Genomic DNA, 20,929 nt, shown 5'->3' with positions numbered 1-20,929 from the left:
AGCCACAAAAGAAAATAGCCCTAAGACGTTCGAGTGACGAAAGTAAAAATAAAATGTATAATTGAGACATGTAAACCCTTACACGGTTTTCTTTAAATCGTAAGTATCTAACAAAATAGTATAAATAATACACCAAACACTGCATCACTTTCAGTAGGAGTTTAAAATTAATATGGAGTAGTGAATTGATTACAAATTGAATGTAGAATATAAAACACGCCCACGTAAAGAAGTTACAATAATAATGACCAATGATTTAGATACGTCGTCAAAGAGTGAGCTTAAAAAGTTGACTATACTAACAAAGAGGGAGTACTGTTATGGAAAAAGTTTTGAAGGATGGTAAACTTTATTCTCTCATAGAATTTAGGGACAAAATCTATGAGGATTTAGATTTATCAAAAAGTGACTTAACCACTTTATTGTGTGCGATATTGATTGCATCTATTGGTTTGAATATGAATTCTATTCCAACAATTATAGGGGCAATGTTGATTTCTCCATTGATGACACCTATCCTTGGAGTAGGTTTTGCGTTAGCAATATTAGATACAAAACTTCTCAAAAAATCGTTTAAAGTTCTTTTTATTCAAGTTGCAGTAAGCCTCTTAGCCTCTACACTTTATTTTTTAATTTCGCCCATTTCTTATGCAAGTACGGAAATTATTGCTAGAACTTCGCCCACAATTTGGGACGTTGTAATAGCATTCGTCGGTGGATTAGCCGGCATTATTGGAGCACGAAAGAAAGAAGCTAATAACATTGTTCCTGGTGTCGCCATTGCAACTGCTCTTATGCCACCTGTTTGTACCGTGGGGTATTCTATTGCCACAGGAAATCTTGAGTATATGATAGGGGCGTCATATTTGTTCTCCATTAACTGCAGTTTTATTATGATTGCTACATATATTGGCACTAATGTGATGATGGTTAATAATCCTTATGTTAAACATAATCGTGAAGCCTCTAAAATGCGAAAAATATTAATTCTAGTCTCGCTTGTTCTTATTATTCCAAGTTTAGCTTCTGCAACTACCTTAGTTAGAGATACGCTAATCAATGAGTCTATCAATAATTATCTATCTGATCAATTTGAAAACCATACTATTTTGAAAAAGAAATATAGTAAAGAAAATAATACACTAAAGCTAACCATTTCAGGTAAATATCTTTCAGAAGCTGAGTTACAAGGTATCATTAACAAACAAAATGAATATGGTTTGAAAAATATCTCGATTCAGGTTTCACAATTAACAAATGATAGATTAACTGAAAAAGAATTAGTCGACTACATCATTCAATATAAAAACGATGATGATCTTCAACAAATAGAAAAGGATAAGTAAAAAGAATCCCCAAATAACAACAAGTAATGTGAGATATTAATTTGATAAGCATAAGAAACCGTTGAAAAGTATTGTCACTAGTAGTCCATAGGAGAAAATAGCAATGAAAAAAGTAATGATAATTATTAATCCAACTTCTGGAGGAGAAACAGCATTAGATTATAAAGAGATCTTGGAGAATAAGGCTAAAGAGTATTTTGATTATGTTGAAACTAAGATTACGCAAAAAGCCAAAGATGCAACTCAATTTGCTGAAAAAGCCTCTAAAGAAAAATATGATGCAGTAATTGTTTTTGGTGGAGACGGTACTGTAAATGAGGTTATTTCAGGGATTGCTGAAAAAAATCACATCCCAAAACTTGGGATTATTCCTGGTGGAACTGGTAATTTAATCACTAAGCTATTAGAAATCAACCAAAGTATTGATCAAGCGATTGAAGAACTTGACTTCAATTTTACTAAAACCATTGATGTTGGAAAAGCTAATCAAAATTATTTTGGCTATATTTTTAGTGTTGGATCTTTACCAGAAGCTATTCATAACGTTGATATTGAAGATAAAACAAAGTACGGTATCTTTGCATATGCAATCAATACGATGAAGTCCGTTGTAGAAGACGATGTATTTAATGTTCGTATTGAAAGCGAAAATGGCAATTATGAAGGTGAAGCTAGTCAGGTCTTAGTTCTTCTATCTAATTACTATGCAGACAAAAAACTATTTGATGAAAATACAGATGGATATGGAAATATCTTGATTTTAAAAGATGCATCCATCATTTCTAAATTATCGACTATCCCAGATTTGTTAAAAGGGGATCTAGTAGGTAACGATAATATCGAATATATCAAAGCGCGTAATATTAGGATTTCTTCAGAGGTTGAGTTAGAGTCAGATGTTGATGGAGACAAATCGGATAATCTTCCAGTAGATATAAAAATACTAGGGAACCATATCGAAGTATTCTCAGGCACCAAAGTATAGTTTTTTCCCTTCTACTTCTCCAACAAAAAAGTTTTAAATTATATAAGTTACTGCATCAGCAACAATAATAGTCCTGTCCTTTTTGAAGTTAGGATATAAGTCAAAGGTAAATAAATTACCTTTAATATACAGAGTTAAGGCGTCTTTTGATTCATGTCTAAAAACTTTTCGGAAGCATCAACTGTGATGGTAGTTTTCGAGCATAACAAAAAGTAGTGAAGAGATTCCATCGTCGGAATTTTCTTCACTACTTTTTTAGTCTGTCTAGTGCTCTTTCTTACACCATGTTAAAACTAAAGCTTCCACTGCTCAATCAACCAATCCGAAAAAGCGTCATATCTTTTTTGGAGATGGTCATGATGTCCGTAGGGGTCAAATGCTGAATAAGTAGACACGCTCTGTTTTTTGATAAGTTCATGCACTTCTTTGGCATAACTAGGAGCTTTGGCCAATCTATTCTTATGATTAGCCCCCTCGGTCAAACCGTTACGTAAATAGACCGAGCAAGACTTATTGATGGGCTGGTGGGCTTTGCAGTAAGCTACAAAATTTGGATACCAGAAGGATCCACAAATGGAGAAGATCAAAGGCATCTTATCACTGCTATAAAGACTGGAAATAGCAGCCAAACCACCCAGCGAATAGCCTCCGTAAGCCATGCGACTTTCATCCAGTCGAAACTCTTGTGCGATGCTTTTGAAAATATGGCCAAATAGATGGTCATGATAGCTGGCTAGCTTACCGCCAAAATCAGGGCTTCCAGGTCTCAGAGCCTGAGCCTGCCAAGGCGTAAAATCATCCAAGCGATTCTGAGGTTCAAGCCCAACCAGGATAACAGAATCTGCGATTTTTCCCAGATACTCAAGCTGCCCATCGTTCAAAAAAACAACTGGATAAGCCTTCTTGAAATCATAAGACTCAGGAAGGGCAACCGTAACCTGAATGTCATGGCAGACAAAGTCTTTATTTATTAACAAAGTCATTAACCTTTTCAAGAGAATCAATCACAGATGGACCGTAATCCATAAGCTCATCATAAGAAATAGTCATGATTTTCTTGTTTTTAACGGCTGGAACATTTTCAAGAACAGCGTTCTTTTCCATCTTGTCTGTTGCTTCCTTGTCCATGGCCTTATTACGGTCACTGGTTACATAGATAATCAATTCTGGTTCCATTGACACGAGATTTTCCAGAGTCAAATCTGATGTTCCTGTCGCAACATTGGTATAACCAAGCTGATTGAGCATGCTTTCTTGAAGGGCAGATTTGTAAGTTCCAAAGGTCTCATCGTTGTAGGCACACATGATAAGAGCCTTCTTCAAGTCTTTGTCAGAAGACTTGTTTTTCTTTTTAACAGCGTCGATACGCTTTTGAAGTTGTCCCGCATACTTGTCTGCCTTGTCTTGGACGTTGAAAATGTCACCAATATTTTTAACATCTTCGATGATATTATTCAAATCTTGTTTGGTTGTTGAGACAGAAGCTTTTTGGGTATAAACAGGAATGTCGTTGCTGTTCCATGTGCTGATGGTTCCCATTGACTTGTCTGAGAACATCATATTACGACCAATAAGAGCATCTGGTCCGTAAGCCAAGATGGCTTCTTGAGAAATTGTTTTCTTATCACCGATATGTGGGATTGAAGCAATGTCATCCTTATATTTATCGGTTACTTCATTGTCAGGGTTAAGCATACCGACAATTTTGTCTTTCAAACCAAGCTCAATCAAGATTTCAGTTGATGAAAGGTTATTGGTGATAACCTTTTCTGGTGCCTTTTTGAAGACTTGATCTAGCTCAGTTCCTTTATCGTCATAAGTTTTGACAGTCAAAGGATACTGGGTTTCTGACTTGGTCTTTTTCACCGTTTCTTTTGCTGATGATGACGATGATGTGCTGTTTTTATATGTAGAACTGCATGCTGTCAATGTGAGGACTGCTGCAGCGATTAATGCGATACGAAATGTTTTCTTGTTCATAAGGCCTTCCTTTCCTAGGCTTATAAATACTGAATCATTGCCTGCTGGTCATCCGTCCAAGTAATACGACTCTGAACATCATAAACCGCCTGCAAGGATTGTGGGGTTATGGCATCCCTTGGGACACCTTGGGCAACAATCTCACCCCCTTTCATTAAGTAGATATAATCTGAAAAACGACAGGCCAATTGAATATCGTGGAGAACTGCGAGAACATTGATGTCTAGTTCCTTGACCAAGGCCAACATCTCCAACTGATACTTAATGTCCAAATGATTGGTAGGCTCATCCAATAAAAGGAGTTTGGGTTCCTGAGCCAAGGCACGTGCTAGGATGACTCTTTGTTTTTCGCCACCTGATAGGGACGAATAATAGCGTGCCTTCTTTTCAGACATGCCAACCTTGTCTAGGGCATCTTGAACGAGCAAGTGGTCCCGATCCGATTCTTTTTGCAGAAAGGAAAGATGGGGCGTTCGGCCAAGCATGACAATTTCTTCCACCGTGCAATCAAATTGAAGGGTATTAAACTGTGTCACAACGGCCATTTCTTTTGCCGTTTCCTTTAGGCTTACCTGATCAAGGGATTTTCCATCAAGTAAAATCTGGCCCCTATCTGGTTTCAACTGGCGGTAAATGGTTTTGAGCAAGGTTGATTTCCCACTTCCATTTGGTCCCAGTATGGTCTGGAATTGCCCACCTTCAACCTCTAGAGAGACACTGTTTAGGATTTTTTTCTCTCCAATCGAATAATGAATATCCTTACACTTTACATCCATAAGACTAAACCACCTTCCTACGATTTTTAGTCACAATATAAATAAAGAAAGGTGCGCCAACCAAGGCTGTAAAGATTCCGATAGGTAGCTCCGCATTTTTGACGAGGATTCTAGCCAAGACATCTGCCCAAACTACAAACAAGGAGCCTAAGAGAGTTGCCACTGGGAAAAGCTTACGATAGTTAGTCCCGACTAAACTTCTAGCAATATGAGGAGTAATCAAGCCGACAAAACCGATAATCCCACAGCTAGCAACCAAGACGGCCGTTATGACCGCAACAATGGCAATGTAAAGATACCAGTAGAGTTTAAGTGGAATCCCTAAAGTCAAAGCTGCTTCATCTCCCATCATCATGGCATTGAAGACACGATACTGAGTTGAGAAAAAGAGAAAGGCCAAACCAACTACTACTGCTGGAAGCGTCAAATCTGACCAAGATGTTCCTGTCAATGAACCCATGGTCCAAAACTTAATGGTCATGACACTATCTGCTGTCGCTCCAATAGAGATTATAAAATTGGCAAAGGCAATGAAGAGGGCATTGACAACCGTTCCAGATAAAATCAGGCCAGATGTGGTCACTCTCCCCTGCATAGAGGCAATGATTAGGACAAGAATCGTCGCTAGGATAGCCCCCACAAAGGCACCCAAGCCTACCACAGCCTTAAGGCCTAAAATGATAGCCAAGGTTGCTCCAAAAGTTGCCCCTGCCGAGATTCCCAGGATATAGGGTTCGGCAATCGGATTATTGACGGTTGACTGCATGACACTCCCAGACATGGAAAGACCTGCACCAACTATTAACCCTAGGAGAACCCTAGGAACTCGCATATTCCAGATAATAGCTTCAAGTGGCTTGGCAATGCTATGACTGGCAATCGGAAGCCCCAATTTACTGAAGATGACACCATAGGTATCACCTATATCTATAGTGACCGCCCCTAAAGACACTGCTACAAAAACTGACGCTACTAGTAAAAGTAGAAGCAAACAGAGCAGGCTTAGGTAGCGGGAAAAAACAAAGTGTTTTGTTTTTTTAAAAGGCATTAGCACCTCCTTTCCACCTGTAATGTCAGAAAATTTTGACAATACCTTTCTAGTATAACATGCCTCAAAAATATGGGCAAGGTCATTTGAGTATTACATAGAAAAAAGAGCAGTCATTGAACTACTCTTAAAAGTTATAACTTTATAACTAACTAAAGCAATGAAAATCAAGCCAGCTTAGGATTTCACTTTCTCCATACTGCTACTAGCAATTCTCATGGCAAGAAGAATTATCAACACCTTAATCACAAGGGACAACCAAAGGCTCTCCGCTGATGACAGTTGCGATAAAGCATTGATAAGCGCATGTGTCATCACACAAAGCCAAAGGCTTCTGGTCTTTGTATAAATAGCGGATAAGATGAAACAATTGCTTAATAAGCCTAGCAAGAAAGGCAATAAATGAATCGTAGCCAGAGAGCCATCAATGTAAAAATAGAGGATATGCCATAGTGACCAGGCTACAAAGGTACAAAGCGTGGACACTAGATAGGTCAACTTTTCTTGCAAAGTAGGCTGGAAAAAATAGCGCCAACCGATTTCTTCGATACCACCAAAGACAAGGGCTTTGCAAAATAAGATAATGGGGAGATACCAAGCCTGAATAATCATCCCTCCACTCAAGACCAGTGGTAAAAAATCCAAACCTAGAAAAATGAGGACTAAGAAATAGTTACTAAGAGGCTGTTTGACTTGGAAAAAATCTCTGACAAGCTGTTTAACACTGGAGTGACGATAGCGGGTGCTAACATAGCCTCCCCAAATGGCTGATGACAAGCCACCTAAGATAAGGGTAAAGAGGCCAATTGGAGTTCCATAATCAACCCTAACTCCTCCTACTCTTAGCAGCCAAACAAGGAGACTGACCAGTAAGATCTGTCCAAGGGTCCCCACTAGATAAATCAACAAGGCTTGTTTTCTTTTCATATCTTGCTTCCTTTTTCTTGCCTATTCAAAACCTTCTTCTCACCTTAAGCTAGTCCATATCCACCCATTTGTCATTGTCCATGATAAAGGGTTTGGCTAGACCTGGTCCGGTATAGTCCTTGTACTTGGTTGTGAGATACTTATAGCAGTCTTTCTTGCTGGCAAATTTTATGGCTTGGTAGGGCTCTTCGAAAGTCAATTTTTCGACAAATAAGTAACCATCTGTCGTAGGAACTAAGACGCCGACGTGACCGACAAAAAGAGAATCTCCATCCAGATTATCATGAACAACGACCGACAGCATGCGTGCCTTGTCATCAAAGGTGAATTGCTTGTAGTAATCCTCCATATGCTTGGCGTGAACCTTGACATCTTGGGTGGCTTCAGTCTTGACCCTTGAAAAAAGAATCCCAAAATTTTCCTGATCCTTGGCATCAAAGAGCTTGCCCTTGTCAGTCGCGTCCTTATCTTGGAAAAGGAGCTCACTATCACTCTTGACCTGTGGAATCTTAATTTTGCCTTTCAGTAGCGTATAGGTGTTGATACGACAGTTGGTGCCGATAAAGTCACCATGCTTGGCTGTCCACAGGCTACTGATTTTTTCCACATCATAGTCGGTTTTGGTGAATGGCGCAAAATCCCCAGAAAGTCCAACAGGACCCACGGTATCATTGTAATCCCTAACCAGATTGATAAAGTTATCCACACTCCCCTTGTCCAAATGTTTCGAGAGAATGGAACGCACCTCATTGAGACTGGCCTTGCTATTAAGGTTGGAGTAGCTTGGTTTTTCCTCCTTTTTGTGGATATGTGCAAAAACTGCTAAACTAACGAGTAATAGGCTAGCGATAGATAGAAGCATTAGCGTCTGTTTTTTCAAATATTTCATAGGCGCCTCCTTGGCTTCATTATACCAGATTTTACTGACTACTCATTCTCAAGATACTTTTTCCACAAGAAAAAGCCTTATTGCCAAGGCTTTAGATTGAAGATAAAGTTTTTCTAGTCTCCCAAACCTTTACTTGTCATTCACAATATTGGCAAAGGCTTCTTGGATATCCTTATTATTGGTGGGGTACATGTAATACATGTTTTCAGGATTTCCCTGATTTTGCATGGAAACTAGGACTACTGGTTGACCCTTATGGATGGTGAAATGGTAGAGTATCATGGCAGAACCCGAATACCCGTAACTGTCCACGATGAGATAGTCCGCTGTCCCTGTACCATCTTCGGAAAAGGCAACGTCTACCTTTTGTTGGTTGGTCATTGGGGCATTTTGTTCTGTCTTTTCACCTACAATGATGCGGTTATTTTTGGCAAAAGACATGGCACCAAAGAAATCATCACTTCCGTTAGGTGTTAGCCTTCTATAACTTTCTTGATTCATCTTGTGCCCAAACTCTACCATGTAACTAGCAAGCTTGGCGGCCTTGTCACTATTCCAAAGGGCTGTTGTATTGGTTTGACTAGTCTGACTGGATTGGCTCTTGCTTTTCACTCTGTAATAGGATGTGTAAACGACGCCTGGTCCTCCAGATTCTGGAATTTGAACCAGACGATCTGTGTCTTTGACAGAATTATCCGGAGACGGTGCCGCTTGGTTGGCCGGCACAGGCACAAAAGGATTGACCCCATGTCCTGGACCATTGTCCGCAAAATAAAACATTGGCTGACCGTTGAAATCTTTAACAACAGTCTTGCCATCAGTACTTCCTGTCTCTTCAGACTTTGTGAGCCCTGACTTGGTAATGGTCACAACATGACCACCGTCAGAAACCCAGTCACCTTCGATGCTTGAAAAATCACCATTTCGAATGGCTTCCACATCCATAGCAGGCGTTTTAGCCTCCGATGAAGCACTCTGACTTTGAGAACTAGAACTTGAAGACGACTCAGAAGCTTTAGAACTCGATTGCTTGGACTTGTCTGAGGAAGACGTTTGACCACTCTGACTACTTGACGAAGCTACCGCAAGGGATGACGTCTGTTGAGCTTGTGAATGATGAGAATGCCAAGCAAAAATAGCACCACCACCAAGAAGCGTCATACAAGAAACTGCAAGGACTGACGCTGCGACCTTATGAGTCACAATAGACTGACTTAAGGTTTGCCAAAAGCTTTTCTTAGATGCCAACAATAAGCTCTCTACCTCTGCTCGATTGGCCAAGAGACTGCCATTTTGTATCGCCTCGTCAACCTCTGTCATCTTTGGGCGACGTCCATAAATCTTTACAAAATAGGTTAACCATTCTTCTGCTTTCATCTCATCTCCTTTTTGAAATGTAATAGTTTCATTTTAGCATAAAATAGGCATTCTTGTTGACCCGTTAGAAAAGAAAAAACTGCAAGCAAGCAGCCGCAGTTGGTATATAAACTTGGTCCTTATTTCTGAGTATTGCCAAGTTTTTTAAAGTAAGTATAGCCCAGATAGAAAAAGAAAAGCGCTAAAAGAATAAAGAAACCCATGACGAGTTTGATCCCACCTAATTGATAGGCAATGTAAACAAAAGTATTAACCTTAAGCTGACCACCCGTTTTTTCCAATAGTGAAAGGCTCTGTGAGTAATAGTGACCAAGCCAAATAGCTCCTAACCCTAATAACGGATAAAGAATGACACCCAAGACAGGGTTCTTTTTTAACAAATTATCTAACATACATCCCCCAATTTTTTTAATGCTATAGTAATAGCTTATCAAAGAATGACTAGAAAAGCAAAGTGCCTTTCCATGGCAAAAAACAAAAAGGAACCGAGCTAAGTCACTGGTTCCAATGTATATCTAAAAGACGACACGTGTTCCATGAACTTGGTCAAGACCAGATATGTCAAGAAATTGGTCACGATTATCCAAGGAGATACCTCCACCGGCTAAAATCTCCAACTGACCTTCTGCTAGCCCAACTAATTCTGCATAACGTTTCAAGCGTGATTCTAAATCAGTCTCGGGAGTCCCAGCACGGGTGAGAAGACGCGTCACACCGTTGTCCTTAAGCCACTGGATAGCACTAGACTGGTCTGCCTTAGGAATCTGGTCAAAGGCCATGTGCATGGTAACCTCTAAGCCTCGACTGGCATCTAGCAAGGTCTTAAGAGCTTCTGTATCAAGTTGGTTTTCTGAAGTCAAAGCACCAAGTGCAAAGCCATCAACACCCAAGTCACGCGCGCACTTGATATCTTCTAGCATGATAGCCAATTCCTGCTGGCTATAGACAAAGTCGCCTCCTCGTGGACGGATCATTACAATCACTTTAGCCTGATAATCCTTGGCCAACTCAACGGCTGCCTTTATGACACCATAAGAAGGCGTCGTGCCTCCGACAGCCAGATTATCACACAACTCCACGCGTTGAGCACCAGCTTTAAAGGCTTTTTCTAAGAGAGTGACATTCTCTGCACAAAATTCATAAATTGGCATACTGAACCTCCTATTAGTTGTAGTAGCAAGGGATTGACTATCAGTTTTTCTTTTTAGTTTTTTGATAAACCCATAACACTATAGCAAACGACAACAACTGCCACAGCAGTATTCTCACAATCTGCAAACTATCCACTTCAGAATTAGAAACCACATGGACAAGATTTGAAGCAAGATTGTTGAAAAGATGATCTCCTAGTCCTAGCCACAAGGAATCTGTCATTTTGTAAAGTAAAGACCATTTGATACTCATCATTCCCGCTAGGATAACATAGCCAAATCCCATAACAATAAGACTTAAGAGTGACGATTCTCCTTGAAGATAATCTCTTAAGGGCATTGCCAAATGCCATATTCCAAATAGGAAGGCTATAAAGAATAGACTCTTGCGGTAAGAAATCCCTTCAAGAATTTTTGTGAAAAGGCCGCGAAAAACTCCTTCTTCCATCCACACATTTATCAGGTTAAACAACACACTTAACATGATAAATAAGATGCCTGCTTGTGATCCTTTTTCGTTTGTTAAGGAAAAACTACTGGCATAAAAGGATAAGTGAACATTGCCATGAAGAAAAAAGAGGGTAAAACTTTCAATGGCATATGCAAAGATGGAGCATACTAAGCCAAAAAGTAGCCCCTTCCCTATACCACTCACGATGCCGTCAGAAGTGAAACCAATATCTTTCCATCTTAATTTGCTAATTGAAAGAATTCCCCACAATAAAAGTATTCCAAAAAGCTTATGTAAAAAGTTCTCAGATAAGAAAGTTTCATCCGTCCTCATATAGAAATATTCAAAGAGCCTAGTTAGAGAGCAGACGATAAAAATCAGCGAACAACTTAAAATGGGTTTCCTTATTAGTCGATTTATCATATCTTCCTTTCAATACACTGCTTTGCTATAAGTATCACTTCTTACCTCATCCTTCTTTTATACTTTATGGGCTAATTAGACACAATGACAGCTTACTGAACAACCACCTCTTAGCGATTACTACTTCTTCTTATGTGGAAAAAGGGGAAGGCCGAGCTTAGCAATCTTTTCTGCTGGGGTCTTCATGCCATCCTTGACCCATTTGGAAATTACTGAAACAATAGCCGAGCTCCAGAAGGAATTAAGGTAGCTACCGGCACCATTTGATGAGCTACCATTTCGTTTTTCCAAAAAATCATAAACAGCCTTGGTCAATACTTGCTCAAAATTGTAATCAATGGCAAGACTGATGATTTTGGCTTCTTTTTTGACTTCCTTAAGGAGATAAACCCAAACCTGGTAGAGATCTGTCTTGAGATTATAGCCATCTAAAGATTTAGTAATTTTTGCAATACTAGACTCAAAAATAGACTTCAAAATCTCTTCCTTGGAACCATAATTGCGGTAAAAGGCAGCACGGGATACGCCTGCACGCTCAACCAGTTCCGATATGGTAATCTTTTTAAAGTCTTTTTTCTCCAACAATTGCAGGAGAGAAATTTCGATGGATTCTCGTGTAATTGCCTTGTTTTCTTGGTTAAATCGTTTCAGATTTTCCAAGGATTTCTCTGAGATTTTTCTTTCTGCCATAACATTCACTTTCTATCTGTCACACCTGATGAGATCTACTATGATAGCAATGCACTTCATGATAAAATTGTAAAAGAAGACAAAACACTTGTCAATGTACATTAAGCAGATATGAGGTATAAACCTATGAAATGGAAAATTATTGCGGATTCAGGCTGTGACTACCGTTCTTTGGACAATCTGGCACCAGATACGGAGTTTGTCAGTGTTCCTTTGACTATCCAAGTGGGCGAAACCATTTACAGGGATGATGCCCAACTCAATATTGATCAAATGATGGAGGAGATGTATGCGACTACAACTGCTTCAAAATCTGCTTGTCCAAGTCCTGATGACTATATGAAGTCATTTGAAGGGGCGGACAATATCGTCGTCGTGACAATCACTGGAACTCTTTCTGGTAGCTATAATAGTGCTGAAATCGCAAAGAAAATTTATCTTGAAGAACATCCTGATGCCAAGATTCACGTCATTGATAGCCTATCAGCTGGTGGCGAGGTCGACCTGCTCGTTCGTAAGCTCAATCACTTAGTTGCTGAAGGCCTTGAGTTTGACCAAGTCCTTGATGCCATCACAGCTTACCAAACTAAGACTAAGTTGCTCTTTGTTTTAGCCAAAGTTGATAATTTGGTGAAGAATGGTCGTCTAAGCAAACTGGTTGGCACCGTTGTTGGACTCCTCAATATCCGTATGGTCGGTGAAGCTAGTAAAACGGGTACCCTTGAGTTGCTTCAAAAAGCTCGTGGCCAAAAGAAAGCTATCAAAGCTGCCTTTGATGAACTGATCAAGGCCGGTTATACAGGTGGACATATTACGATTGCCCACCGCAACAATGACAAATTTATCGAGCAATTCTCTGCATTGGTTCGTGAAAAATTTGCCCAAGCAAGCATCGAAGTCCTTCCTACTTCTGGACTTTGTAGTTTTTATGCCGAAGAAGGTGGACTCCTTATGGGCTATGAAATTTAAGAAAATATCGAAAAGAGGTTGGACTAGATGTTCAGCCTTTTTAAAATAAAATGATGTTATTAGATAATCAGTAGAATAAAATTTTATAACTAAAGATTCTCTCTTTTTCTTTGCGACAATCTAGCGTAATCGCTTTCATTACCTCCATCTTTTATGGTAAGATGGAAGTGACGCATTAGTGTCATATGCTTATAAATTTGAATACCCTTATTAAACATGGAGAAGCTTTATGAAACAGAAACATTCACATTTTCTAATCCCTGGAATCCTTCTTCTAGGGATCGTTTTGCGGGCTCCGTTCACAACTTTGTCCACTGTCTTATCAGACATTGCTTCAGGTCTAGGTGTTGAGGTCAGTTCACTCGGTCTCTTGACAAGTCTGCCTCTCTTGACCTTTGCGATATTCTCGCCATTTGCGGCCAGCTGGGCCAAACGCTTTGGTATCGAAAGACTCTTCCTCGGTGTTTTAATTGTGATGACACTTGGTTCTGCTCTGCGTACTGTCAATCTCCCTCTTCTTTATGTGGGAACGCTTTTAGTCGGAGCTGGAATTGCCTTTATCAACGTCCTTCTCCCAAGCCTAATTCAGGCTAATGAGCCAAATCAGTTAGGATTCTTAACCACACTCTACATTACAGCCATGGGCTTGTCCACAGCTGTGGCTTCATCGGTAGCCGTTCCAATCACTAAGGCAACCTCATGGCAAGGCTTGGTCTGGGTTTTGACAGCAGTCTGTGCCTTGGCTCTTGTGGTTTGGCTCCCCAATGTCCGTCACAATCATTATTTAGAACAAGATACCGCTACTAGCGATAATTCAAGCAGTTGGTATAAGAGTGGCAAAGTCTGGGCCATCATGATTTTCGGTGGATTACAGTCACTCTTCTTCTACACCACTATCACTTGGCTTCCAACCATGGCTACTCAAGCCGGTGTCGGCGAAGCCAATGCCGGAATTCTAGCGTCCGTTTTCACACTGACGAGTATTCCATTCTCTATGATCGTTCCTAGCCTAATCACTAAACTTTCTGATCGTAACCGCCATTTGATGCTAGTGACTACCGTCCTAGCAGGATTCATCGGAGTTGCCATGCTCCTAGTCAATACAGACAGCTTTGTGTATTGGTTAGTCCTTAACCTCTTAATCGGAAGTTCTGCTAGTGTCCTATTCCCTTACATGATGGTTGCCTTTTCAATGAAGGCTAGCACCCCTGAAAAAACAGCCCAACTATCAGGCTTAGCCCAAACCGGAGGCTATATCTTTGCGGCCCTTGGACCAGTCCTATTCGGCTCAAGTAAACAACTCTTTAACTCTTGGACCCCTGCTGTTTTAATTCTTCTCGTCTTGACCCTAATCATGGGAATAGCCCTCTACAAAGTTGAAAAAACAGACGTTATTTTGTAAGTGAAAAAATAATATAAGAAAATGCCCCACAAGTTGTAGCTTGTGGGGTGGTTTTTGTGTGTAGCAAATGAATACTACTTATAAATACGAAATTTGAAATCTTGGTATTTGTATTTCGAGAAGGTTTCTTAACAATATAACCCTATTTCTCTAGCCAAAAGAATGCCTGCTTTAACATCTCTTTTGCTTGACCAACAATAAACGGTCCATGAGAAATAATAATATTCTTAGGTTCCCATTTCTTTATTTTGTGATAGCTCCTCAAAGCTTGTTTTTTGCCAAATAAGAAACTCATTCTTAAATCTCTTGGTGTTTTACCATTTGGATAGTGATTATCACCTATTTTAAAAAGTAGCTTTTCAAAAAGCGATAAATTCTCAGCTTCTATATTTTCAATAAGATCCGTTAAAATCAAAGTTGAACTTTCAGTATGGAAAAAAACAACCTCTTTCACATAAAAACTTCCCTCAAATGTCGTAAAAAGAATTTCTTCGTTCCAATTGGCTTTCTCTAGTTCATGACCATAATCTAAATTCATTCCCGATTTTCTGGCACGCTTTTGAACACCACGAGCTAGCCATACTTCTGCTTCCGGAAATAGTTCATACCACTCATTTATATAACTATAATGTAAGACATTTGGTGCGATAAGGTGTTTTACCTCACCTAATTGCTTGATTTCAAAAAGTAAATTATCACTAGGCTTAATCGGTGAATGCACCCAAAGACCACCATTCTGCAGACGGATAACTGTCATTCTAGTTGAAAAAGGCACTTTGAAGAGTTTGAAATTCATCAGTACTTCTTCCCCATCTACAATCCATAGGTTATCTGCTATCTTTTTTAAGGAATTGAGAGGACTATATTTTTTGACTTCCATGAGACTCTGCTTTCTAAATTAATAAAGTATACTCAATCATTATTCTCCAAAAATGGAACAACTAACGTAATCCACTCTTGAGGTAGGTAGGCTGATAAATAGCCATGATTATAGCTCTTTGCTTCGTACAGGATCGTGTTGGGATGTAGCTGCTGAAATAATTTCGCTGATTCTTTAACACCGTTCAATTCTTTTTCGCCATAAATATAGAGAACCTTCGCCTTACTTTGGGAAATCCTACTATTCAATTTGTAGTGCCCCATATAAGTTTTATAGATGGTCACTAATGTTTTGATAGGCATCCTTGACATATCTTCCATATAATAGATTTTTATCTCGTCTGGATAAGCTAATTGGGGATAGAATTTATTCATTAAGCTTAACTGAAGTTTACAAGAGGGTTTACTGAACATCAGTTTACCGAATAATGATACCAGTAAGATGCTAAATCTCGCCAACCTTGGTTGAGGAATACAAAGGCTCCCGTCTATGATAGCCTTCTCAGCTATATCACTGTCTAATGACAAAAGCTCCATGGCAATTTGACCACCGAGTGAGACTCCACCCACAGCAAATAATTTACCACCACAGTTCTGTCGGACATAGTTCAGAATTTCCTGTGCAGAATCTTCCGTTGATATATAATCCTTTTGATACTCCTCTCCGTGACCATTGAGTGTTGGTAGAATGACATGGTATTTATGAGACAAGATACGAGCTTGCCTAAGGTAATTCCACCAAGAGCTACCCCCACCATGTATTAATAAAACGGGAGGCAAATTTTTATCACCAAACTCATGAAATTTCATATTGATAACCTCCAAAATGTCTCATACAGACAGTACCATATTTACTTGAAAGCTATGTTTACCTTTTTTGTATGTATATATTGTAACATGAAGAAGAAATATGATTCATATAAAAATAGCAAATAACTTACCATAAAAAGCCTTGAAACTAAGGCTTTTCTATGCATTTATAACAATTAATTTATAAAAAGAAATCAAGGTATGTGACTTTCAATTTATTTTCTCAAAAAAATTTTAAATTTATGCTTGACATGGAACGCGTTCCAGAATTTATACTTGTCTCATAAGAAAGAGAGGTAATTTTTATGACAATCAAACGTATCTTTTGTGACATGGATGGAACACTATTAAATAGCAAAGGAAAGGTCAGTGAAAGCAATGCAACCTTAATCCGTGATGCAGGGATTCCAGTAACTTTAGTATCTGCTAGAGCACCGATGGAAATGAGGGATGCTGTAGATGCTCTTCAATTAAAAGGTGTCCAAGTTGCTTTTAATGGAGGATTGATTTACAGAATAGGAAATAATAATGAAGTGCTACCTATTCATACGCAAATCATTAAAAAGAATACCGTACAACACTTACTAAAAGGAATCCGCCAACACTTCCCTAAAGTTAGTTTATCTTATTACGATTTTAAAAACTGGTATTGTGATAGAATAGATGAAGGAATCCTATACGAACAGAGTTTGACTCGTCAAGCGCCAACACTTATTGAAACTGAAAATCAATTTTTAGAAGGCAAAACAAATACTTTTAAAATTATGATGATCACTTTCGATGAAGCAACTATGCGAGAACTAGCAAAATATCTTCAAAGCTTAGACTTACCAGAAATCACTATTCAACGTTCAGGTAAAGCCTATCTTGAAATTACACATCGCTTAGCCAAAAAATCTAAAGGAATTGCTTACATTCTTCAAAAAGAGCAGTTGACTAAAGAAGAAACAGCTGCATTTGGCGATGGCCATAACGATTTGCCAATGCTTGAAATGGTAGGTTACCCTATTGTGATGGACAATGCTTTTGATGACATTAAAGCAATAGCGTATAAAACAACGAAGTCTAATGATGAAGATGGCGTAGGATATGGGATTCAAAAATTCTTAAAGTAGGAGCCCTATAATGACAAGTATTAGTGATATAGCTAAAAAGGCAGGTGTTGCTAAGTCAACCGTTTCCCGTGTTATCAATCATCATCCTCATGTTTCTGATGAGACACGACAAAAGGTAATGGATCTTATCAATGAATTGGATTATATACCAAATCAACTGGCACGGGATTTAAGTCGAGGAAAAACACAAAAAATTGGTGTCGTCATTCCACATACACGCCATCCTTATTTTACACAATTAATAAATGGTCTCCTTGATGCTGCTAAAGCTAGTGACTATCAACTTGTTATGATGCCTTCAGATTATAACCAAGAATTAGAACTATCCTACCTGAAGCAACTTAAAATGGAAGCTATTGACGCTTTAATTTTCACTTCTAGAGCAACTAGCCTTGATATGATTGAGACCTATGCAAAATATGGACGAATAGTACTTTGTGAAGAATTGCAGGGGTCTAATCTCCTGTCCTCTGCTTACCTTGACCGCTATTCTTCATTTGTGGATGCTTTCTCTACGATGAAAGCACGAGGTTTGGAACACTTAGTTTTGTTATTTTCAAGAGATAATGAATCATCTGCTACCTATCAATCTGCATTATTAGCTTATCACCATGTTTTTGGGCAACAATCGACTCCACATCTGGTATTTGGGAATATCCACGACTTTAATGACGGCCTAAATGTATCTCATCAATTGATAAAAGATGCACATATAGATGGTATATTAGCTACAAGTGATGAAGTTGCTGCAGGAATAATAAAAGGATATGAAGAAAGTGGGAACAAATGTCCCTATATTATTGGTCAGGAACATTTGTTAGTTGGGCAACTGTTAAACCTCCCAACCATAGACCACAAATCCTATTCATTAGGAAAATTAGTTTTTAAACAAGCTTTATCTGAAACAACTAGTCAAGAAGTTTTGATCTCAGAGTTTTTATCTGAAGACAAGTAGACTTTCAAAAATAATAGAAAAAAGTTTCCAACTATACAAATTTGGAAACTTTTTTATTTTGCCACAAATCACTATTTGTTTCATTACCAAGATTTGTTGTGTAAAACTGTCCTCTCTGTAGTTTGTCGCATGGGCGGAACATCTCCTTCTACTTCGCTGAAGTCTCAGTTCGCACAAGTAGTGATACTGCCTCAACATGTCGTGCTAGTATACTCCTATATTATAGAACGAAAGTGATAGAGTGTTTTGTAATATTAAAACGAAAGAGAATTACACACTCAACTCAAACAACTTATAAAACTCACCTTTCCTATCCATCAAGTCACAAAAAGAACCATCTTCAACAATGACGCCTGCTTTCATAAAGAGAATTCTATCGTATTTTTTCAAAATGTTCTCATTCAACTTGTGGGTTACTACAAGTGCAGTCAAATTTTGAATATCCAAGATTGAACTTTCAATTTCAGTAGTTACTTGATTATCCAAAGATGAAGTAGCCTCATCCAATAATAAGATTGGTGTTTTTCGAATCAAGGCACGCGCAATGCTAACTCTTTGTTTTTGTCCGCCAGATAAATTTGATCCATTCTCTCCACATAAAGCTTGTAGACCTAATTCATTTTCTAAAACATAACTTTCTAAACCTGACTGCTGTACAGCTTTCTTTATTTCCTCATCAGTGAAGGATTGATTAAGAGTAATATTTGCTCTTAAAGTATCATCAAAGATATAAACATCTTGCTGAACAATCGTCATCAAGTTATAAAGACTCTCTGCTGAAATAGCTTGTATATCTTGATTATCAATTGAAATATGTCCACTTGTTACATCGTAAAAACGCAGTAATAGATTGAGCAAAGTTGATTTCCCACTCCCTGACATTCCTACAATTGCAATTTTTTCTCCTTTTTTAATCTTCAAAGATAAATGATTAAAAATTTTTTCTTCAGCATTAGGGTAAGAAAAGTCTATATTTGAAAAAGAAATAATATCATCGAAATATTCTTTCATTTTACCAGTTTGAAGTTCGATTACATCTTTTACCTCAAATGCATCTAGTGTTGCCTGACCTTCACGGAATTTACTCATTCCCATACCAACTTCATTTAGTGGCATTACTACAAAATTGACCAGTTGAACAATAGCTGTTACACTTCCAATTGTGGTATAGCCATTAAAAACAAGATACATTCCTCCACCAAAGGCTACCAAAAAAACAATCATTCCTGAAAGCTGAGAAATAACATTTGCTAAAACATCAAATTTTCCTTTTATAAAATATATCTCATCCAATTTTTCGCTTTCATTTCTGTAATCTTGACGGATAGCCTCTTTCACATTAAAACTTTTTATAACTAGAAACCCTGCTAAAATATCTTTAACCTTAGCTAAATACTTCTGATCGGCAATCATGGCACTCTTTTGAAGATAAGCTGATTTTTGTCCAATGAATCCAGAAATCATCATTGGAATAATGCTAGCAATGATAACCAATAAGGTCAAATACCAATTACCTATAAACATAGCTAGGAGCGAAAAAATCATTAAGGAAAGGTTTTTTGAAATATTAAAATACTGGTGTAGATAATCTTGCTCAATTTTCTTCATATTTTCGGTTAATACAGAAATAAATTTCCCTGATTTTTCTTTAGAAAAGTCTCTATAATCCCTATCTAAAATAGATTGGAACACCTTATTTTTGTATCTTGACATGATTTGCCTAACAAGTCTATTTTTCAATCGAAGAGATATAAAGTTGAGTCCTGCATAGATGAAAATAACACTAGCTCCTACTAGTACCGCTTGAGTTAAGGCATCTTCATTTTGGGACATACCACTATCAATAATACCTTTAATAGAATAAGCAAAAGCAATATTAGTTAAAGGGACCAGTATATTAAATATCATGAAAGCATAAAAAGCCTTCTGATGATTTTTTATCAATTGTTTCATCCTTAATCTACCTCATAATTCTTAATTTCATTTAGAAAATGAGACATAAAATATTCTTCTAAGTTAATATTCTCTCTCCTAATCTCTTTCATAGAGACCTGTTCTACAATTTCTCCATTTTTGATAAAACCAATTTTATCTGCTATCTGTGAAATTTCCGATAATATATGACTCGATATTAGTATTGTAATTCCATGCTCCTTAGAAAGCGACAACAAAAGATTTCGAATTTCTTGAATTCCTATTGGATCTAAACCATTGATTGGCTCATCTAAAATTAACAATTTAGGTTTTGTTAGAAAGGCACGAGCTAAACCAAGCCTTTGCCTCATTCCTAACGAAAAATCTTTTACTTTTTTAGTCGTATTCTTTAATCCGACCATCCTTAAGGCTCTTATTATATCTGATTCAATAATATTTTTCCCCATATACTGAGCGTGAATTTCCAAAATTTCTTTTGCAGTGTAATTATCATAAAAAATTGGTGTTTCAATAACACTTCCAACCTGACTTAGAATCTCCTCTCTGTGATCTTGTAAATTTTTTCCAAAGATTTCAATACTACCAGATGTAACAGTTGATAAGGATAACATGCATTTCATTAAAGTTGTTTTCCCTGCGCCATTTGGTCCTAAAAAACCATAGATTTCTCCTTCAGCAATTTGAAGGTTGATACCACTTAAAATTTCTTCTTTATCAATTGTTTTAAAAACTTCTTTTATTTCAACAATATTTCTCATTTCTATCTCTCTTTCTATATCCAGCTTTAAATGCAAGAATTGTTCTCCCGGAGCATAAATACT

At 38.0% G+C, this 20,929-nt stretch carries 21 protein-coding genes; 6 read left to right on the top strand and 15 right to left on the bottom strand.

Annotated features, from left to right (window positions below; all coding sequences use genetic code 11):
- The first annotated feature begins 320 nt into the window (after positions 1 to 320).
- Positions 321 to 1,346, top strand: coding sequence for a DUF389 domain-containing protein (locus tag HMPREF1519_RS05930; protein WP_002886227.1), 1,026 nt, complete (start codon positions 321 to 323; stop codon positions 1,344 to 1,346).
- Positions 1,347 to 1,449: 103 nt separating this feature from the next.
- Entirely contained in the window at positions 1,450 to 2,331 is an 882-nt protein-coding gene (locus tag HMPREF1519_RS05925; RefSeq protein WP_002886150.1) for a diacylglycerol/lipid kinase family protein, read from the top strand.
- 293 nt (positions 2,332 to 2,624) lie between these two features.
- On the opposite strand, the gene HMPREF1519_RS05920 is transcribed toward HMPREF1519_RS05925, so the two are convergent.
- The 11 genes from HMPREF1519_RS05920 to HMPREF1519_RS05870 all read right to left on the bottom strand — a co-directional run bounded on the left by HMPREF1519_RS05920 (position 2,625) and on the right by HMPREF1519_RS05870 (position 12,043).
- Positions 2,625 to 3,314, bottom strand: a complete 690-nt coding sequence (locus tag HMPREF1519_RS05920; RefSeq protein WP_037611460.1) for an alpha/beta hydrolase-fold protein — start codon at positions 3,312 to 3,314, stop codon at positions 2,625 to 2,627.
- The gene (locus HMPREF1519_RS05915) at positions 3,295 to 4,311 is read right to left on the bottom strand and encodes an ABC transporter substrate-binding protein (protein WP_002885936.1); all 1,017 of its coding nucleotides are present in this window, start codon (positions 4,309 to 4,311) and stop codon (positions 3,295 to 3,297) included. The genes HMPREF1519_RS05920 and HMPREF1519_RS05915 overlap by 20 nt, the downstream gene beginning before the upstream one ends.
- Before the next feature lie 20 nt (positions 4,312 to 4,331).
- A complete protein-coding gene (locus tag HMPREF1519_RS05910; RefSeq protein WP_037611459.1) occupies positions 4,332 to 5,087 on the bottom strand; it encodes an ABC transporter ATP-binding protein in 756 nt (251 codons plus the stop codon).
- A 4-nt stretch (positions 5,088 to 5,091) separates the two neighbouring features.
- Positions 5,092 to 6,135: a FecCD family ABC transporter permease gene (locus HMPREF1519_RS05905; protein WP_037611458.1), complete on the bottom strand. Its 1,044-nt coding sequence runs from the start codon at positions 6,133 to 6,135 to the stop codon at positions 5,092 to 5,094.
- A gap of 177 nt (positions 6,136 to 6,312) precedes the next feature.
- Entirely contained in the window at positions 6,313 to 7,062 is a 750-nt protein-coding gene (locus HMPREF1519_RS05900) for a CPBP family intramembrane glutamic endopeptidase (protein WP_037611457.1), read from the bottom strand.
- A 49-nt stretch (positions 7,063 to 7,111) separates the two neighbouring features.
- Positions 7,112 to 7,951, bottom strand: a complete 840-nt coding sequence (locus HMPREF1519_RS05895; RefSeq protein ID WP_037611456.1) for a DUF4300 family protein — start codon at positions 7,949 to 7,951, stop codon at positions 7,112 to 7,114.
- 129 nt (positions 7,952 to 8,080) lie between these two features.
- Entirely contained in the window at positions 8,081 to 9,328 is a 1,248-nt protein-coding gene (locus tag HMPREF1519_RS05890) for a DUF4767 domain-containing protein (RefSeq protein ID WP_022495854.1), read from the bottom strand.
- Between the two features lie 119 nt (positions 9,329 to 9,447).
- Positions 9,448 to 9,720, bottom strand: a complete 273-nt coding sequence (locus tag HMPREF1519_RS05885) for a hypothetical protein (RefSeq protein ID WP_022495855.1) — start codon at positions 9,718 to 9,720, stop codon at positions 9,448 to 9,450.
- A 123-nt stretch (positions 9,721 to 9,843) separates the two neighbouring features.
- Complete coding sequence (locus HMPREF1519_RS05880) at positions 9,844 to 10,479, bottom strand: copper homeostasis protein CutC (protein ID WP_037611455.1); 636 nt, start codon at positions 10,477 to 10,479, stop codon at positions 9,844 to 9,846.
- A 40-nt stretch (positions 10,480 to 10,519) separates the two neighbouring features.
- The gene (locus HMPREF1519_RS05875; protein WP_225998797.1) at positions 10,520 to 11,263 is read right to left on the bottom strand and encodes a CPBP family intramembrane glutamic endopeptidase; all 744 of its coding nucleotides are present in this window, start codon (positions 11,261 to 11,263) and stop codon (positions 10,520 to 10,522) included.
- 210 nt (positions 11,264 to 11,473) lie between these two features.
- Positions 11,474 to 12,043 (bottom strand): TetR/AcrR family transcriptional regulator, encoded by a 570-nt coding sequence (locus tag HMPREF1519_RS05870; RefSeq protein ID WP_002885959.1) that lies wholly within the window; start codon positions 12,041 to 12,043, stop codon positions 11,474 to 11,476.
- 126 nt (positions 12,044 to 12,169) lie between these two features.
- On the opposite strand from HMPREF1519_RS05870, the gene HMPREF1519_RS05865 reads away from it, so the two are divergent.
- Positions 12,170 to 13,012, top strand: coding sequence for a DegV family protein (locus HMPREF1519_RS05865; protein ID WP_022495858.1), 843 nt, complete (start codon positions 12,170 to 12,172; stop codon positions 13,010 to 13,012).
- Between the two features lie 229 nt (positions 13,013 to 13,241).
- Positions 13,242 to 14,414, top strand: a complete 1,173-nt coding sequence (locus HMPREF1519_RS05860) for an MFS transporter (protein WP_037611454.1) — start codon at positions 13,242 to 13,244, stop codon at positions 14,412 to 14,414.
- Positions 14,415 to 14,556: 142 nt separating this feature from the next.
- Here HMPREF1519_RS05860 and HMPREF1519_RS05855 read toward each other — a convergent pair whose 3' ends face one another.
- Both HMPREF1519_RS05855 and HMPREF1519_RS05850 read right to left on the bottom strand, forming a co-directional pair.
- Positions 14,557 to 15,294, bottom strand: coding sequence for a DUF4336 domain-containing protein (locus HMPREF1519_RS05855; RefSeq protein WP_022496025.1), 738 nt, complete (start codon positions 15,292 to 15,294; stop codon positions 14,557 to 14,559).
- Between the two features lie 32 nt (positions 15,295 to 15,326).
- Complete coding sequence (locus HMPREF1519_RS05850) at positions 15,327 to 16,103, bottom strand: alpha/beta hydrolase (RefSeq protein WP_037611453.1); 777 nt, start codon at positions 16,101 to 16,103, stop codon at positions 15,327 to 15,329.
- A gap of 305 nt (positions 16,104 to 16,408) precedes the next feature.
- Here HMPREF1519_RS05850 and HMPREF1519_RS05845 point away from each other — a divergent pair, with 305 nt between their 5' ends.
- Both HMPREF1519_RS05845 and HMPREF1519_RS05840 read left to right on the top strand, forming a co-directional pair.
- The gene (locus tag HMPREF1519_RS05845) at positions 16,409 to 17,218 is read left to right on the top strand and encodes an HAD family hydrolase (RefSeq protein WP_037611452.1); all 810 of its coding nucleotides are present in this window, start codon (positions 16,409 to 16,411) and stop codon (positions 17,216 to 17,218) included.
- A gap of 10 nt (positions 17,219 to 17,228) precedes the next feature.
- Positions 17,229 to 18,173, top strand: a complete 945-nt coding sequence (locus HMPREF1519_RS05840) for a LacI family DNA-binding transcriptional regulator (RefSeq protein ID WP_037611451.1) — start codon at positions 17,229 to 17,231, stop codon at positions 18,171 to 18,173.
- 270 nt (positions 18,174 to 18,443) lie between these two features.
- Here the strand turns inward: HMPREF1519_RS05840 and HMPREF1519_RS05835 are convergent, their stop codons facing one another.
- Positions 18,444 to 20,126 (bottom strand): ABC transporter ATP-binding protein, encoded by a 1,683-nt coding sequence (locus HMPREF1519_RS05835; protein WP_037611450.1) that lies wholly within the window; start codon positions 20,124 to 20,126, stop codon positions 18,444 to 18,446.
- A 2-nt stretch (positions 20,127 to 20,128) separates the two neighbouring features.
- The gene (locus HMPREF1519_RS05830) at positions 20,129 to 20,866 is read right to left on the bottom strand and encodes an ABC transporter ATP-binding protein (protein ID WP_037611449.1); all 738 of its coding nucleotides are present in this window, start codon (positions 20,864 to 20,866) and stop codon (positions 20,129 to 20,131) included.
- Between the last annotated feature and the right edge of the window lie 63 nt (positions 20,867 to 20,929).

This window comes from Streptococcus sp. SR4 (assembly GCF_000517725.1).
Classification (GTDB): domain Bacteria; phylum Bacillota; class Bacilli; order Lactobacillales; family Streptococcaceae; genus Streptococcus; species Streptococcus salivarius_F.
Note: the sequence above shows the minus strand (reverse complement) of the source record. Positions and strands in the feature narration are given on the sequence as shown.